Raw genomic sequence first — 14,244 nt, forward strand, 5'->3', positions numbered from 1 at the left:
CACACGACATGAAGGCCCTGACAAGATTGGCTAAATCTCGCGACAGATCGCGTGCCGCAAATGTTTCGGCCCGCCTGCGTTGGTGCAGTACGAGGTTCGTTGATGTTCACGTTTTCCCGTGAGGTGCGGGCAGCCCGCCACAAGGCGGAGTGTCCTTCGCGAACCGATCATCCGTGCCTGAAGACCCCGGTGACGCAACTTTGCCTTCGGAGCCGGAGACAGCTTTCAAGATATTCGAGATGAGTGCCCGACATGAGGCCAGAGAACCGGAAGAATGCCGGTACAGCTATTTCCCTCCCAGTTTCGCATATGACGTTGGTCACGAGTGAAGCATGAAGACGCAGATCGAGCCAATCATCGCCTTTGCCAGCGGAGAAACAGCCCCGCTTTGCAGCGCCTTTGTCTGGGAACTTGTGGGATCAACCCGGTTCAAGCTGTTTATCGTGACAACCATCGGACTGTTTGCGCTGATCCAGCCCTATCAGCCGGTGAAGCTGCAGCGGTGGGAGGCGATCACCATCATCGCCGTTGTCGGGCTGATGGTCTTTTTCTGCTATGTGTCGGCCTTCATGTTCTTCGCCAAGTGCTGGCGCCGCTTTCGTCTCCGACAATTGCGGACGATCTGGTTGCTGCTGATCAGTTCCCTGATGGCGTCCTTTGCCGGGCAATGGGCCCTGCCCCTGTTCGGGGAAACTCCGAAGACGGTTCTGGAAACCCTGTTGGTCTGGGTGTTCCACTTCATGATGTTCACGGGGCTGGAGATCATCTTCTCGACGCTTGTCCTGCCCGAGGTCATGGCCAACCTTGCCCGCCGCCCCGGGCCGCACGACAACGAACCCATCGCCGTTCCGGTCGGGATTGCCACCGCCACAGTGGCCCCCGCGCCGGCCGCAGCCCCGGCCAGGATTGCCGCCCCGCGCCCGGCGGCCCCGATCCCGGCTGCGACTGCAACCGTCATCATTTCCGACAAGCGGTTCGAGATCGACAAGATCAAATGGGTCATGGCGGAAGAGCATTACATCTCGATCTACACCTTCGATGAGCAGACCCATTTCATGCGGGGCCGGCTGCGGGACTTTCTGGCGCAGGTGTCCGAGGATATGGGCTTTGCGATCCACAGATCCTACTGGGTTTCCTGGGGTGCGATCCGGCAGGTCGATGCCGAGAAGGACAGCATGACGGTTGTTCTGGATGACAAGACATCGCTGCCGGTCGCCCGCGCCAGACGATCCCAGTTCGTAGAGGCCCAGAAACGGCACGGCATGGGCTGAAGGGCGGCGCCGGGCCTCAGGCCGCGCGCATCAGCATCCCGTAAAGATCGCGCGGATCATCGGGATCGGCGATCATGTCCAGCATCTGGCCAAGGCCGGTTTCCGGCAGCCGCGCCAGCACATAGCGTAGGGCGGCAAAATCCTCGATCGCGAAGCCCACGCTGTCGAACAGCGTGACCTGCGTGGGGTGGGTGCGCCCCGGGGCGCGGCCGGCAATGACCTCCCACAGCTCGGTGACGGGGTGGTTCGGGTCAAGCTGCTGGATTTCGCCTTCGATCCGGGTCTGCGGGGTGTATTCGGTAAAGATGTCCGCCCGGTGCAGAATGGGTTGGGCAAGTTCAGTCTTGCCGGGGCAATCGCCGCCAACGCCGTTGATGTGCACCCCGTTGCCGACCATGTTGTCGTTCAGGATCGTGGCGTGGTTCTTGTCGGCGGTGACGGTGGTGATGATGCCCGCACCCAGGATCGCCTCTTCTGCCGTGCGGCAGAAGATGACCTTCAGGCCAGAGCCGGCAAGGTTGCGGGCGCATTTTTCGGTGGCCGCGGGATCAATGTCGTAAAGCCGCACTTCGCGCAGGCCGCAGATGGCCCGGAAGGCCAAGGCCTGAAATTCCGCCTGCGCCCCGTTGCCGATCAGCGCCATGCAGTCGGCCCCCGCGGGCGCCAGCCATTTGGCCGCCATGGCGGAGGTGGCGGCGGTGCGCAGCGCGGTCAGGATCGTCATTTCGGACAGCAGCACCGGATAGCCGGTGGCCACATCGGCCAGCAGACCGAAGGCCGTCACGGTCTGCAAACCGCGTTTCATGTTGGACGGATGGCCGTTCACATATTTGAAGCCATAGGTCTGGCCGTCCGAGGTGGGCATCAGTTCGATCACCCCCACGTCGGAATGAGAGGCGATGCGCGGCGTCTTGTCGAATTCGGGCCAGCGGCGGAAATCGGCTTCGATCTCGGCGGTAAGGTCGCGCAGCACGGTTTCGATGCCGATGCGGTGGACCAGGCGCATCATCGCATCGACGCTGACAAAGGGGACAAGGTTCAGGGTCATGTCACTTGCTCCGGGTCGGGCGGTCAAACACCTTGCGGCCCATCAGGCTGGCCACCAGATCGACCATCAGCCGCGCGGTCATGCCGCGATCGTCAAGGAAGGGGTTCAGCTCCACCAGGTCCAGGCTGGTGACCAGGCCGGATTCGTGCAGCATCTCCATCACCAGATGCGCCTCGCGGAAGGTGGTGCCACCGGGAACGGTGGTGCCCACGGCGGGGGCGATGGCGGGATCAAGGAAATCGACATCCAGGCTGACATGCAGCATCCCGCCCGCTGCGCGGACCCGGGCCAGGAACCGGCGCAGGGGGGCAACGATGCCCTCTTCATCCAGCGTGCGCATGTCGACGGGGATAAGCTGATGATCAATCAGCGCGGCATGTTCGGCCGGATCGACCGAGCGGATGCCGTAAAGACAGACCCGGTCCGCCGGGACGGGGGCGGGAAACGGGGGAAAGGCGTCAAACCCGCCGCGCCCGGTGATATAGGCCACGGGCGTGCCGTGCAGATTGCCCGAGGTGGTGGTCAGCGGGGTGTGAAAATCAGAATGGGCATCCAGCCACAGCACGAACAGCGGCCGCCCCTTCCGCGCCGCAAAGCCCGCTGCCCCCGCGACCGAGCCGAGGGCCAGCGAATGATCGCCCCCCATGACGATGGGCAAGGTGCCTTCGGAAAGCGCATCATCGACAGAGTCGATCAGCGCCTCGGTCCAGCCCACCGTTTCGGGCAGGGAATGAACGGCGGCGTTGGGGCAACGGGCCGGGCGCAGGGCGGGCAGCGCCAGATCGCCCCGATCCTCGACAGCATGGCCAAGGTCGGAAATCGCCTGGGCCAGACCCGCAACGCGATAGGCGGCGGGGCCCATCAGGCAGCCGGGGCGGCGCTGACCACTGTCGATCGGTGCCCCGATCAGGGTGCATCTTGTCATGGAACTGTCTCCTCCGATCTGTGTTAATCTTTCCATAATGTGACGGTTTCCAGCGACATTATGATCATCTTGCGCAATATGATGCGCGAAGCGATGACAAGGATAAACGAAATGGACGATACCGACCTGCGTTTGATCGCGGAGTTGCGGCGCGATGGCCGGGCGGCGCTGTCCCATCTGGCGGCGCGGCTGGGGCTGAGCCGGGCCACGGTGCGCGCCAGGATGGAGCGTCTGGCCGCCGCGGGCGAGATCGCGGGGTTCACCGTGCTGACGCGTGCCGACGCCACCCCGGCGCCGGTGCGGGCCCTGATGATGGTGGGGATCGAAGGCCGCGGGGCCGAGCGGATCATGGCGCGGCTGACGGGGTTTCCGCAGGCGGTGGCGGTTCATTCAACTGCGGGGCGCTGGGATCTGGTGGTCGAGCTGGGGGCGCAGACGCTGGCCGAACTGGATGAGACCATCTTCCGCATCCGCGAGGTCGAGGGTGTCATGACCAGCGAGACGAACCTTCTGATGTCAACCCGGCGGGCGGGGCGCAGACAGGGGCGGCCGGATCAGAGCAGTTCCTGAGTCTCGCGTTCGGCCGCGGGGGGAATGTCGGGGGTGCCGTCCTTGCGGTCGCGGTGCAGGGCGGCGCGGCCCAGCAGCATCAGCGTGACAGGGGTGGTGATCATCACGAAGATGCCGATCACAAGTTCATGCACGATCACACGGTCCTGCCCCCAGGAAAAGGCCAGCAGCCCCGCCAGAAGGATGCCCGCCGTGCCCCAACTGGTGCCCAGTGTCGGCGCGTGAATCCGGTCATAGAAGCTGTGCAGCCGGACCAGCCCCAGCGTGCCGAGGAAGGTGAGCGAACTGCCGATCACCAGCAGCAGCGCAACCGGGATGGCAACCCACAGCGGCAGGGCTTCGAACGAGGTCATTCGATCACCTCGCCGCGGATCAGGAACTTGGCCAGCGCCACCGTGGCCACGAAGCCCAGCACGCCGATGACCAGAGACGCCTCGAAGAAGAACGGGGTGCCAAGACGCATACCCGTGACGACGAACAGCAGCATCGCGTTGATGTAGAGCGAATCCAGCGCCAGCACCCGGTCTTGCGCGCGCGGGCCGCGCAGGGTGCGAACCATGGCAAGGATGGCCGCCAGCGCCAGCATGAACTGGGCATAGGTCAGGGCCCACCAGATCAGCGTTGCGGCGGTCATGCGAAAGCCTCCAGCAGCAGGGCTTCGTAACGGTCGCGGATCAGGCTGCGCCAGGCCTCATCGTCGATCATGTCAAAGACATGCAGCAGCAGCACGCCCGAACCGGGGCGGTATTCCATCCAGGCGGTGCCGGGCGTGGCGGTGACGATCAGCGCCAGCAGGGCCAGCGCGGAAGGGTTGCTGATGCGCAGCGGGATTTCGACAAAGCCCGACCGGCGGGCCCCGTTGCGGCCATTGGTCAGGATCAGCCAGGCCACCGCGATGTTGGAGCGGATGATGTCGATGCTGACGATCCCCATCAGCCGGATCAGCGGCCAGAACGCGCGGATGCGCGGACCCTTGGGTTCCAGTTTCTGGAAAACCCAGCCGGCGAACAGGCCGATGGCGGCGCCCAGCAACAGGTGACCGGGTGAAAAGCGGTTCAGCAGCAGCCACATCAGTGTCAGCGCCAGCGACAGAAGGGGGTGCGGAACAAGGCGCATCACTCCTCCTCCTCGGGTTCGGCATCGACGGCGCGGGGGGCGCCCAGCGCACCATCGGCATAGATCGCGGGGGCATGAAGCGCCTCGGCCGTGGCGCGCATGTAGCGCAGCACATCATCGGCCTTGATCGTCAGCACCAGCATCAGCGCGGTCAGCGCCAGCGCCGGCGCGATTTCCAGCGCCAGCACGCGCGGAACGATGCCGTCGCCAGCCCAGAAGGTTTGAATCCCGATGCGGACCAGGCCGATCAGCGTGGCAAGACCGGCCAGCAGCAGAAGCACGACAAACGCCCAGCCGACGGCGGGTGAAACGGCATCGGTCGCCAGAACGCCGCGCAGGATGGCGACCTTGCCGATGAAGCCCGCCATGGGCGGCAGGCCCGCCAGCACCAGCAGGCAGGCGCCGAAGGTCAGGCCCAGCACGGTCAGCGTGCCGGGAATGGCAAGGCCCACTTCAGGCTGGCTGTCTTCCTCGCGCTCATCCAGACCATAGGCGTCGGCGGTCAGCGCCAGCATGGCGGCGATGCCGCCTTCTTCGCGGCTCATCGGTTCGATCAGCAGGAACAGGGCGCTGGTCGCGAGGGTGGAGTTCAGCATGTAGAACAGCCCGCCCGCCAGCAGGGCCGCCCCGCCGCCCGCCAGCGCCAGCCCGTTCACCGCCAGCAGCGTGCCCGAAGAGACCAGCACCAGATGCGCCGCCATCCGGCCCAGCCCCTGCGAGGCCAGAACGCCGACAAAACCGAAGACCACCGTTGCCATGCCGCCGGCGATCAGAACCTCGGCGCCGAAGCCCGAGGAAATGCCGGCGGCGGTGCCGAACATCAGCATCGACAGCCGCAGAAGGACATAGATGCCGACCTTGGTCATGATGGCAAACAGCGCCGCCACGGGGGCCGCCCCGGCCTGATAGGCCAGCGGCAGCCAGAACGAGACCGGCCAGATGCCGGCCTTGATCAGGAAGGCCAGCCCCATCAGCGCGGCGCCGGCGTGGAACAGCGGCCGGTTTTCCTGTGCCATCAGCGGCACCAGCTTGGAAAGCTGCGCCATGTTCAGCGTGCCGGTGACGCCATAGATGATGGCAACGCCCAGCAGGAACAGCAGCGAGGCGGTCAGGTTGACCGCGATGTAATGCAGCCCCGCGCGCACCCGAAGCTGCCCGCCGCCATGCAGCAACATTCCGTAAGAGGCGGCCAGAAGCACCTCGAAGAACACGAACAGGTTGAACAGGTCGCCCGTCAGGAAGGCGCCGTTCAGGCCCATCAGCAGGAACATGAACATCGAATGGAAATGCTGCCCCTGCCGGTTCCACCCGGCGGCCGAATAGACCAGCGCCGGAATTGCCACCAGCGAGGACAGCACCAGCATCATCGCGGAAAGCCGGTCGATCACCAGAACGATGCCGAAGGGCGAAGCCCAGTCGCCCAGCAGGTAAAAGCCGATGTCGTTGCCGCCCGACAGTTCGTTGCCCTTGGAACGGTTCAGAAGCTCGATCGCGACGAAGAGCAGCGCCACGGTTGCGGCAAGGCTGATGAAGAACTTGGCGCGGCGGCGGCGGTCTTCGTAAAGCAGCATCAGCGCGCCCGCGAAGAACGGGATCAGGATCGGCGCGATGATCAGGTGATCGGGGCCGCCGTTCATCCTTCGCGCTCCTTCCCGTCAACATGGTCGGTGCCGGTCAGCCCGCGCGAGGCGATGATGACCACCAGAAACAGCGCCGTGGTGGCAAAGCTGATGACGATGGCCGTCAGCACCAGCGCCTGCGGCAGCGGATCGGCGTAAAGCGTGGGGTTGACGAACCCGCCCTGCGGCATGATCGGCGGCACCCCCACCGTCAGCCGACCCATCGAGAAGATGAACAGGTTCACCGCATAGGACAGCAGGCACAGGCCCACGATCACCTGAAAAGTGCGGGGCCGCAGCAGAAGCCAGATGCCCGAGGCGGCCAGGATGCCGATGGCGGCGGAGAGCACAATTTCCATCACGCGGCCTCTTTCGCCTGGGCTTCGGCCGCTTCGTGTTCGCGCATCCGCGACAGGCGCAGCGACTGGTGCGCGATGGCGATCAGCATCAGCACGGTTGCCCCCACCACCAGCGAGAACACGCCGGTATCGAAGATCAGCGCGGTGGCGGCCGGAACCTTGCCGATCAGCGGCAGGTCAACATACTGGGCATGGGCCGTCAGGAACGGATAGCCGAAGGCGAAGGCGGCCACGCCGGTGGCACCGGCGATCAGCAGGCCAAAGCCCATCCAGCGGATCGGCAGCACGGTCAGCCGTGCCTCGACCCAGCGGACATCATGGCCCAGGTATTGCAGCAGGAAGCCGATGGCCAGCGTCACCCCGGCCGAGAAGCCGCCGCCCGGCAGATCATGGCCGCGCAGGAACAGATAGGCCGAGATCACGATGATCGGCGGGAACATCCAGCGCATGATGACCGAAGGCACCAGCAGGTAATCGGCCAGCGACCGGGTTTCGGCGTCGGCCTCTTCCTCGGGGCGCAGGTCGCGCAGGCTTTCGGGGGCGGGGCGGAACCGGCGCAGCAGCGCAAAGACCGTCAGCCCCACGATGGCCAGAACGGTGATTTCGCCGAAGGTGTCGAAGGCCCGGAAATCGACAAGGATGACGTTGACGGTATTGGTGCCGCCCGCCTCGTAATAGGCGTTGCGCAGAAACCAGTCGCCGATGTTCGGGATCAGCGGCCGGGTCATGATGACAAAGGCCATGGCGGCGATGCCGGCCCCGGCCACCGAGGCGATGATCAGATCGCGCAGGCGGCGGGCGCGGGCGGGCAGCAGCGTGTCTTCGTGAATCTCTTCGCGCCGGCGCGGCAGCCAGCGCAGGCCCAGCAGCAGCAGCACGGTTGTCACGATTTCGACCAGAAGCTGCGTCACCGCCAGATCGGGGGCGGAAAACCACGCGAAGGTCAGGCAGGTGACCAGCCCCGCGCCGCCCAGCAGCGTAAGGGCAGCGAAGCGGTGATACTTCGCCTGCCAGGCGGCGCCCAGCGCGCAGGCGGCGCCCACGATCCACATCAGGGCAAAGGACGGGTTCAGCGCGTTGGTGCGCGGTTCGGCCGCCTGTTGCAGGGTGCCCCAAAGCGCAAGCCCGACACCGGCAATCGCCAGAAGAACGATGGTGCGCAACTGGGTTTGCAGCTTCTCGCTGCCGATGATGGCCATGACCGCGCGCGGCACCCGCCAGGACAGCAGCAGCAGACCCTTTTCAAACAGCCGCTGCGCCCGCAGCCGGTGCAGCAGCGGCGGGCCTTCAGGCCCTTCGGCAATGCGCTGGGCAAAGGCGAAATACAGGATCACCCCGCCGGCAAGGGCGCCCAGGCTCATCAGCAGGGGGGTGTTGATGCCGTGCCAGATGGCGATGTCATAATCGGGCAGGGTGGTGCCGGTCACGGATTCGACCGCCAGGTTCAGCGTCGGCCCCAGCGTCAGGCCGGGGAACACCCCGACCACAAGGCAGGCCAGAACCAGCGCCTCGACCGGCAGGCGCAGCCAGGCCACGGGTTCATGCGGGGTTTGCGGCAGGTCGGTCGGCGCGGGCCCGAAGAACACGGCGGCGATGAAGCGCAGCGAATAGGCGACGGCAAATATGCTGGCCAGCGTGGCGATCCAGGGCAGCGCATTGTCCAGCCAGGTGCCGTTGTGCCAATCCACCGCCTCGGCGAAGAACATCTCTTTCGACAGAAAGCCATTCATCAACGGCACCCCCGCCATGGCGGCCGAAGCGACGATGGCCAGCGTTCCGGTGATGGGCATGTAGCGCATCAGCCCGCTGAGGCGCCGCATGTCACGGGTGCCGGTTTCATGCGCGATGATCCCCGCCGCCATGAAAAGCGACGCCTTGAACACCGCATGGTTCACGATGTGGAAGATCGCCGCCAGAATGGCGGTGCTGCTGCCAAGCCCGGCCAGCGCGGTGATCAGGCCAAGGTGGCTGATGGTGGAATAGGCCAGCAGACCCTTCAGGTCATGCCGGAACAGCGCGATCACCGCGCCCATCAGCAGCGTGGCCATGCCGGTGCCGGTAACGGCAAAGAACCAGAGCTCGGTCCCGCCCAGCGCGGGGGAAAAGCGGATCAGCAGGAATACCCCGGCCTTCACCATGGTGGCCGAATGAAGGAAGGCCGACACCGGCGTCGGCGCGGCCATGGCGCCGGGCAGCCAGAAATGGAACGGGAACTGCGCCGATTTGGTGAAGGCGCCCAGCAGGAACAGCACCAGAACCAGCGGATAAAGCGGATGCGCGCGGATCAGGTCACCCGAGGCCAGAACGCGATCCAGGTCATAGGTGCCCAGGATCTGGCCGATGATCAGCATCGACAGCAACAGGCACAGGCCGCCGCTTGCGGTGACGATCAGCGCCATCCGCGCACCATCGCGCGCGGCCTGGCCCTGATACCAGTAGCCGATCAGCAGGAACGAAATGATCGAGGTCAGTTCCCAGAACACCACCAGCATCAGGATGTTGCCGGACATCAGCATACAGATCATGGCGCCGGTGAAGGCCATGAGGAAGGAATAGAACCGGGGAACCGGGTCGGTTTCGGCAAGGTAGTAGCGGGCGTAGATCACCACCAGAATACCGATGGACAGCACAAGGGTGATGAACAGCCAGACGAAACTGTCGATGCGGAACGAAAGGTTCAGACCCAGCGACGGCACCCAGCGCAGAACGGCGCGCACTGGTTCGCCATCGGCAACGGCGCCGTGCAACCCCGCCATGACCCCAAGCCCCGCCAGCAGCAGCGCCCCCGACACCCAGGCCGCCGCCCCGTGGGCATTTTCCGGCAACGTTGCCGTTGCCAGCGCCGCCACGAAGGGCAGGAACGCAAGGACCAGGATCAGGTTCTGCTCAATCATGCAGCGGCGGTCTTTCACTCACTTTGTTGCAACCGGGAAAGGGCGGCGACCGCGAACGCACAAGGCCGCCCATCCGCCCGCGGGCGGTTGCAGCAACCCCGATACCCCGTGATTGACCCTTACGCTTTATGAAGGCGCAGGGGCTGCGGATTCAACCCGCCAGTTTCGACAATGTGGCCGCAGGGCGTAAATTCGTCTTTCAGTTTCGTCACAAACCGCACGCTTCCGGCAGGCTGCGGACCGGAATGGCGGCCTCAGTCGCGCCAGCGGCCGAAGCCGAAGCCCAGATAATCGCGGGCATAGGCTTCTTCGGCGGCCTCTTCGAGAGAGGCATCCCAGATTTCCGACAGGGCCGTTTCGGCGGCACTGTCGGCGCGCGGGGCGGATGGGGCAGTCAGGCCCAGCTCTGCCGCCAGATAGGCTAGGCCATCGGCCAGACGGTCTTCGCGCAAGATCACATCGGGCGGCTGGAACCCGGCGAAGCCTTGCAGAACCGCGGTCTGGCTGGCCCAGTGCGGATCAACCCGCGGGCCGGTCTGGCCCGCAACCGAAAGCCGGGCAAAGCGCAGGAAGGCCAGGAAAGCCTGTCGGTGCTGGTCTGCATCGGCGAAAGGCAGGCCCGGCGGCGGAAGGTCTGCCTTTTGCAGCCGGATCAGGCTGGCGCGCTGATCGGCCAGACGACCGGAGACGATCATCTCGCGGAAGGCCGCATGGGCGCGCAGCAGCGGGTGGCGCAGCACGGTAAAGCTGCGGTGCGGGCAGTTGGCCCGCTTCCACTGGCGCAGCGATTTCTGGGTGAATTCCTCGATCACCTCGCCGGGGTGCAGCTTTTCCAGCCAGTCCCGCACCGCCGCAGAGGGGCCGGAGCGGACCGGCATGAACAGCAGCCCCGACGCGGCCACATAGGACGGAATGGCCGGCGGGCGGCGCGGTTCGAAGTTCGGCGTGCGCGACAGGTTGAACCGATCAAGCCGCGTCAGCGCGGTTTCCATCTGGTCGAAATTGGCGACCTTGGTGCCAAGCTCTTCAGGGTTCTGCTTCTTGAGCGTGCCATCCACCGCTTCAAGCCGCGCCTCGACCCCCAGCCAGCCGGCCAGGCCGTTCAGCACCGCGACATCGCCGATGTCTTCGTAATCAAGATAGAACGCCGTCTGCCCGCTGGTCTGAAGCGCGCGCAGGATCTGCAACTGGAAATCCTGCGCGGCGGTCAGGTAACGCTCGAACTCGGCGGGGTCGAACTGTGCCTTTGCCTGCCGCAGGTTCTTGACGTTGGTCAGCTTCCACTGGCCGGTGGCCTGCGCGATCTTCCAGCTTACATAGCTTTCCGCCGGGTTGCGGGTCAGCACGATCTTGGCGCAGGCCGGATCGTCCAGCAGCAGCGGCAGGATGCGGGCGTCGTGATCATGGAAATAGCGGAAGCCGGAAAGACCGGGCGTTTTCGCGCGGATGCGGCGCAACAACAGCGCGGGGTTCTGATCGCGCTGTTCAAGATCAACGCCGAACAGTTCGGTCTGATCCTTCTTGCCGATGAAATGCGGGTTGAACACCTCACCCAGACAGGCAACGCCCGGAAGGGCATTCAGGTTCGCCTCAAGAAAGTTCGAGCCTGTCCGCATTCCGGCAAGCATGACGAAAGAGGTGAATACAGGCATCGGCGATCACTTCATTGCTTGGACCGGGCACGACGACCCGAGGTTGGAGAAGGACCATTTACCGGGAAATCGCCCATCAGGACCGGCTTCATGCCCTGATTGCGCAGATTCTGAAGGAACTGACCAAAGCCGGTAAGATCAACCAGCCGCGGCACCTCGGACAGGCGGTGCGGGCTGCGCGGGTTGATTTCATCGACGATGGTCTGAAGGGGTTCTATGGGGTTTTCCAGGAACTCGGCAAGGTTCCAGATGCGGACCCGGGCCTTGGAGGTGGGCGCCCGCAAGACGGAAAGAAATTCGGATTCGATGCGCTGCAACCGGGCGGCCTCGGTCCGGATGATGCCGAAGTTCAGGTTGGACCGGAACAGCGGAATCGCGAAGGCGCCGGTGATGACCGACACCTGGGCGTTGGGGTCGCCGGCGATGAATTCGGTGATCTTCTGCGCGTCGTCGGGCCCGAACTGGAAACACTGGCGTTCGCCGCGGGTGTTCCAGATCAGGCTGGCAAGAAAGGCACGCGGGTTATAGTCGCGCAGGGCGGTGCTGTCAGACAGGCAGCCATTGTAGATGCCGACACCGCCGGCAAACTGCACACGATCCGGCGCGAACAGGTTGCCATGCACGCGGGTGCCGGCGGATTTGGAAAGCCAGGTCTCGAAATCCTCGAACAGCTCGGCAAAGCCCTGGAACAGCGAATAGGGCGCGGCGGTCCGGCCGTTTTCGCGTTCCCGCGTGGGAAAGCGCGACTGCATGTAAAGGCCGGCGCGGCCGGTCAGCCGCCGTTCGACCGCCTTGGAAAACAGCCGGTCGATCCGGCCCGGGTTCGGTTCGGCGCGGGGCTGGCTGGCGGCTTCGGGCGAGAGGAAGGTTTCATACAGCTTGTCGGCCTGCGGCCAGATCTTGCGGGCGACGAAACAGTCAGACCGGCGCAGAAGTTGCAGGTGGTCATCATAGAAGATGTGCGGCTTGCCCTGGAAATCGAACTTGGACAGCGTCAGCGAGCGGCTTTCGATGTTGGTCGAATGTATCCTGACCAGCGACTGGAAATAGCTTTCGTCGGGGATCCAGACCTTGCGGAAAAAGCGGTCATAGGCGGCGCGGCCGGGCCCGTCGAGAATGGCCGACAGGGTTTGCCGCGTCAGGCACCACCACTGGCTGCCCAGATGCGGCACAAGCCCTTCGGGCAGGCGGCGGCGTATTCCAAGGCGGCGCTGAAGGCGGACATATCCGTCGAACAGGACGCGGTGCTTGCGCCACGAGAACGGGAAGCGCAGCGTGAACCGTTCGGAGTTCAGGCCGCCGATCGTCCAGTCAACATCGGCGGCGGTCACGCTTTCGATGAAATCGGTCCGGGGGTGCTGGTCAAGATAGGATTGCAATTCGCCAACCGGGCGCAATGGCAGGCATGAGCCGGAGGCCAGATAGACGCGCTGCACCTCCGGGAACTCGGCCAGCATCATGCTTGAGGCCGCCTGCGTTGCGGCCACAAGGCCCCAGGTGCCCCATTCGCAGACATGCCGGGGCGAGAAGCGGACATTGGCCAGATCTGCCAGACCGGCACGCAGGGCATCATGCTCGGCGGCGGGGGTGCGGCGGTCGACGTGAATGACCACGGGGCAGCCGTTGCTGGCCCAATAGCGCGCAACCTGCGCGGCACGGTCCAGCGCGGTATGCGTCAGCATGACGAAGCCCAGCCTCATGCCCAGTTCCCCGTGGACATGAGACCCAGAATTTCGAGCTGCCGCCAGTTGATGTACTTCTCGCTCCACTTGCACCAGAAATCGGGCTGTTCGGCCAACCCGTTGAGATAGGCCTTGTATTCGCGGCTTTCGGCATAGTGTTCGCCGCGCGCCATCTCTTCCTGCGCCTTCAGGGCGAAGGTGTCGAGGAACTTGGCGTGCAGCAGGCAGCCGCTGGTCTTTTCGCCGCCGGCGCGATCATAGACAAGGTTCAGCCCGCGCGGCAGAAGCATGTGTGTCGAACTGACATAGGCGAAGGAGCGGTCCCAGCGGACCAGCGGAATCTTGTTCAATGCCGGGGCCTGCCGCGGCCGGCTGGCAAAGAAGGTGCGGCTGCGAGGTCCGCCCTGAATCCACAGGTTTCCGTAGGGCCAGTTGCGGGTGAAGGTGTAGTTGCCGCTGTCAAACCACTGGGCGATTTCAAACGGGTTCTGGCCTTCGCGATAGGGCTGATCCTGGATCGGGCCCTGCGGATACATGTCCAGCATCATGGCCGAGAAGGTGCGGATACTGCTGGCATCCAGCCAGTCGGTCAGGGCGCGCAGCGGGCGGGTTTCGCAGAAGGGGTAGATCAGGAATTCATCGACATCGACCGTCAGGCACCAGCGGTTGTGCCCATGCGCGCGCAGAAGGGACATGATCCAGTCCATCCCGAAGCGCGATTTCCGATAGGACGCGGGCGTCGTCCAGAGCGACACATCCGGCTGTGCGGCCAGATAATCGCGGCTTCCGTCGGTGCTGTCGTTGTCAACGAACAGGAAGTGGTCGATCCCCAGATCGCGGTAATACTTCAGGAAATAGGGCAGGCGGACCCGTTCGTTCCGCAGGGTTGCGAACAGAAGAATTGCATCCGGCCGCAGGGACTCGGTCCGCTGGGCCACGGGGACCAGATCCTTGCGCCGCAACACGGCCCGGGCGATCAGACGCCGTCGCCGCATCCGCAGGCGATATGAACCGATCAAGCCCACCCGACGACCCTGTTCTTGACGGATTCATGCCCGAACCGGCAGGCCAACCGTCCTGCCGCGGGACAGGGCGCGGCGATGGCAGC

General features: G+C 64.7%; 13 protein-coding genes. 2 read left to right on the top strand and 11 right to left on the bottom strand.

Annotated elements, in window-relative coordinates:
• Positions 1-332 precede the first annotated feature (332 nt).
• Complete coding sequence (locus C5F44_RS00945; RefSeq protein ID WP_107671618.1) at positions 333-1,271, top strand: LytTR family DNA-binding domain-containing protein; 939 nt, start codon at positions 333-335, stop codon at positions 1,269-1,271.
• A 16-nt stretch (positions 1,272-1,287) separates the two neighbouring features.
• Here C5F44_RS00945 and C5F44_RS00950 read toward each other — a convergent pair whose 3' ends face one another.
• Positions 1,288-2,319, bottom strand: a complete 1,032-nt coding sequence (locus tag C5F44_RS00950) for an ornithine cyclodeaminase (protein ID WP_107671619.1) — start codon at positions 2,317-2,319, stop codon at positions 1,288-1,290.
• A gap of 1 nt (position 2,320) precedes the next feature.
• Complete coding sequence (gene rocF, locus C5F44_RS00955; protein WP_107671620.1) at positions 2,321-3,244, bottom strand: arginase; 924 nt, start codon at positions 3,242-3,244, stop codon at positions 2,321-2,323.
• Between the two features lie 111 nt (positions 3,245-3,355).
• Between rocF and C5F44_RS00960 the strand changes: the two genes are divergently transcribed.
• Entirely contained in the window at positions 3,356-3,814 is a 459-nt protein-coding gene (locus tag C5F44_RS00960; RefSeq protein WP_107671829.1) for an Lrp/AsnC family transcriptional regulator, read from the top strand.
• On the opposite strand, the gene mnhG is transcribed toward C5F44_RS00960, so the two are convergent.
• The 9 genes from mnhG to C5F44_RS01005 form a co-directional block, all read right to left on the bottom strand.
• Complete coding sequence (mnhG, locus tag C5F44_RS00965) at positions 3,799-4,167, bottom strand: monovalent cation/H(+) antiporter subunit G (protein WP_107671621.1); 369 nt, start codon at positions 4,165-4,167, stop codon at positions 3,799-3,801. The genes C5F44_RS00960 and mnhG overlap by 16 nt on opposite strands.
• On the bottom strand, positions 4,164-4,448 hold the full coding sequence (locus tag C5F44_RS00970) for a K+/H+ antiporter subunit F (RefSeq protein ID WP_107671622.1): 285 nt from the start codon (positions 4,446-4,448) through the stop codon (positions 4,164-4,166). The genes mnhG and C5F44_RS00970 overlap by 4 nt, the downstream gene beginning before the upstream one ends.
• A complete protein-coding gene (locus C5F44_RS00975; protein WP_107671623.1) occupies positions 4,445-4,933 on the bottom strand; it encodes a Na+/H+ antiporter subunit E in 489 nt (162 codons plus the stop codon). Before C5F44_RS00975 ends, C5F44_RS00970 begins: the two co-directional genes overlap by 4 nt.
• On the bottom strand, positions 4,930-6,567 hold the full coding sequence (locus C5F44_RS00980) for a monovalent cation/H+ antiporter subunit D (protein WP_107671624.1): 1,638 nt from the start codon (positions 6,565-6,567) through the stop codon (positions 4,930-4,932). Before C5F44_RS00980 ends, C5F44_RS00975 begins: the two co-directional genes overlap by 4 nt.
• Positions 6,564-6,908, bottom strand: a complete 345-nt coding sequence (locus tag C5F44_RS00985) for a Na+/H+ antiporter subunit C (RefSeq protein WP_107671625.1) — start codon at positions 6,906-6,908, stop codon at positions 6,564-6,566. Before C5F44_RS00985 ends, C5F44_RS00980 begins: the two co-directional genes overlap by 4 nt.
• A complete protein-coding gene (locus tag C5F44_RS00990; RefSeq protein ID WP_107671830.1) occupies positions 6,908-9,802 on the bottom strand; it encodes a monovalent cation/H+ antiporter subunit A in 2,895 nt (964 codons plus the stop codon). The genes C5F44_RS00985 and C5F44_RS00990 overlap by 1 nt, the downstream gene beginning before the upstream one ends.
• Before the next feature lie 254 nt (positions 9,803-10,056).
• The gene (locus tag C5F44_RS00995; protein WP_107671626.1) at positions 10,057-11,454 is read right to left on the bottom strand and encodes a nodulation protein NodH; all 1,398 of its coding nucleotides are present in this window, start codon (positions 11,452-11,454) and stop codon (positions 10,057-10,059) included.
• 11 nt (positions 11,455-11,465) lie between these two features.
• Positions 11,466-13,154: a DUF5927 domain-containing protein gene (locus tag C5F44_RS01000; protein WP_107671627.1), complete on the bottom strand. Its 1,689-nt coding sequence runs from the start codon at positions 13,152-13,154 to the stop codon at positions 11,466-11,468.
• A complete protein-coding gene (locus C5F44_RS01005; protein WP_181318136.1) occupies positions 13,151-14,131 on the bottom strand; it encodes a glycosyltransferase family 2 protein in 981 nt (326 codons plus the stop codon). The genes C5F44_RS01000 and C5F44_RS01005 overlap by 4 nt, the downstream gene beginning before the upstream one ends.
• Positions 14,132-14,244 lie beyond the last annotated feature (113 nt).

The organism is Fuscovulum blasticum DSM 2131 (assembly GCF_003034965.1).
GTDB lineage: Bacteria > Pseudomonadota > Alphaproteobacteria > Rhodobacterales > Rhodobacteraceae > Pseudogemmobacter > Pseudogemmobacter blasticus.

Bases quoted from the DNA above. Each gene is read 5' to 3' on its own strand.
- C5F44_RS01000 (WP_107671627.1), bottom strand. From the start codon at position 13,154: ATGAGGCTGGGCTTCGTCATGCTGACGCATACCGCGCTGGACCGTGCC.
- C5F44_RS00970 (WP_107671622.1), bottom strand. From the start codon at position 4,448: ATGACCGCCGCAACGCTGATCTGGTGGGCCCTGACCTATGCCCAGTTC.
- C5F44_RS00990 (WP_107671830.1), bottom strand. From the start codon at position 9,802: ATGATTGAGCAGAACCTGATCCTGGTCCTTGCGTTCCTGCCCTTCGTG.
- C5F44_RS01005 (WP_181318136.1), bottom strand. From the start codon at position 14,131: ATGCGGCGACGGCGTCTGATCGCCCGGGCCGTGTTGCGGCGCAAGGAT.
- C5F44_RS00945 (WP_107671618.1), top strand. From the start codon at position 333: ATGAAGACGCAGATCGAGCCAATCATCGCCTTTGCCAGCGGAGAAACA.
- mnhG (WP_107671621.1), bottom strand. From the start codon at position 4,167: ATGACCTCGTTCGAAGCCCTGCCGCTGTGGGTTGCCATCCCGGTTGCG.
- C5F44_RS00960 (WP_107671829.1), top strand. From the start codon at position 3,356: ATGGACGATACCGACCTGCGTTTGATCGCGGAGTTGCGGCGCGATGGC.
- C5F44_RS00995 (WP_107671626.1), bottom strand. From the start codon at position 11,454: ATGCCTGTATTCACCTCTTTCGTCATGCTTGCCGGAATGCGGACAGGC.
- C5F44_RS00985 (WP_107671625.1), bottom strand. From the start codon at position 6,908: ATGGAAATTGTGCTCTCCGCCGCCATCGGCATCCTGGCCGCCTCGGGC.
- C5F44_RS00980 (WP_107671624.1), bottom strand. From the start codon at position 6,567: ATGAACGGCGGCCCCGATCACCTGATCATCGCGCCGATCCTGATCCCG.
- C5F44_RS00950 (WP_107671619.1), bottom strand. From the start codon at position 2,319: ATGACCCTGAACCTTGTCCCCTTTGTCAGCGTCGATGCGATGATGCGC.
- rocF (WP_107671620.1), bottom strand. From the start codon at position 3,244: ATGACAAGATGCACCCTGATCGGGGCACCGATCGACAGTGGTCAGCGC.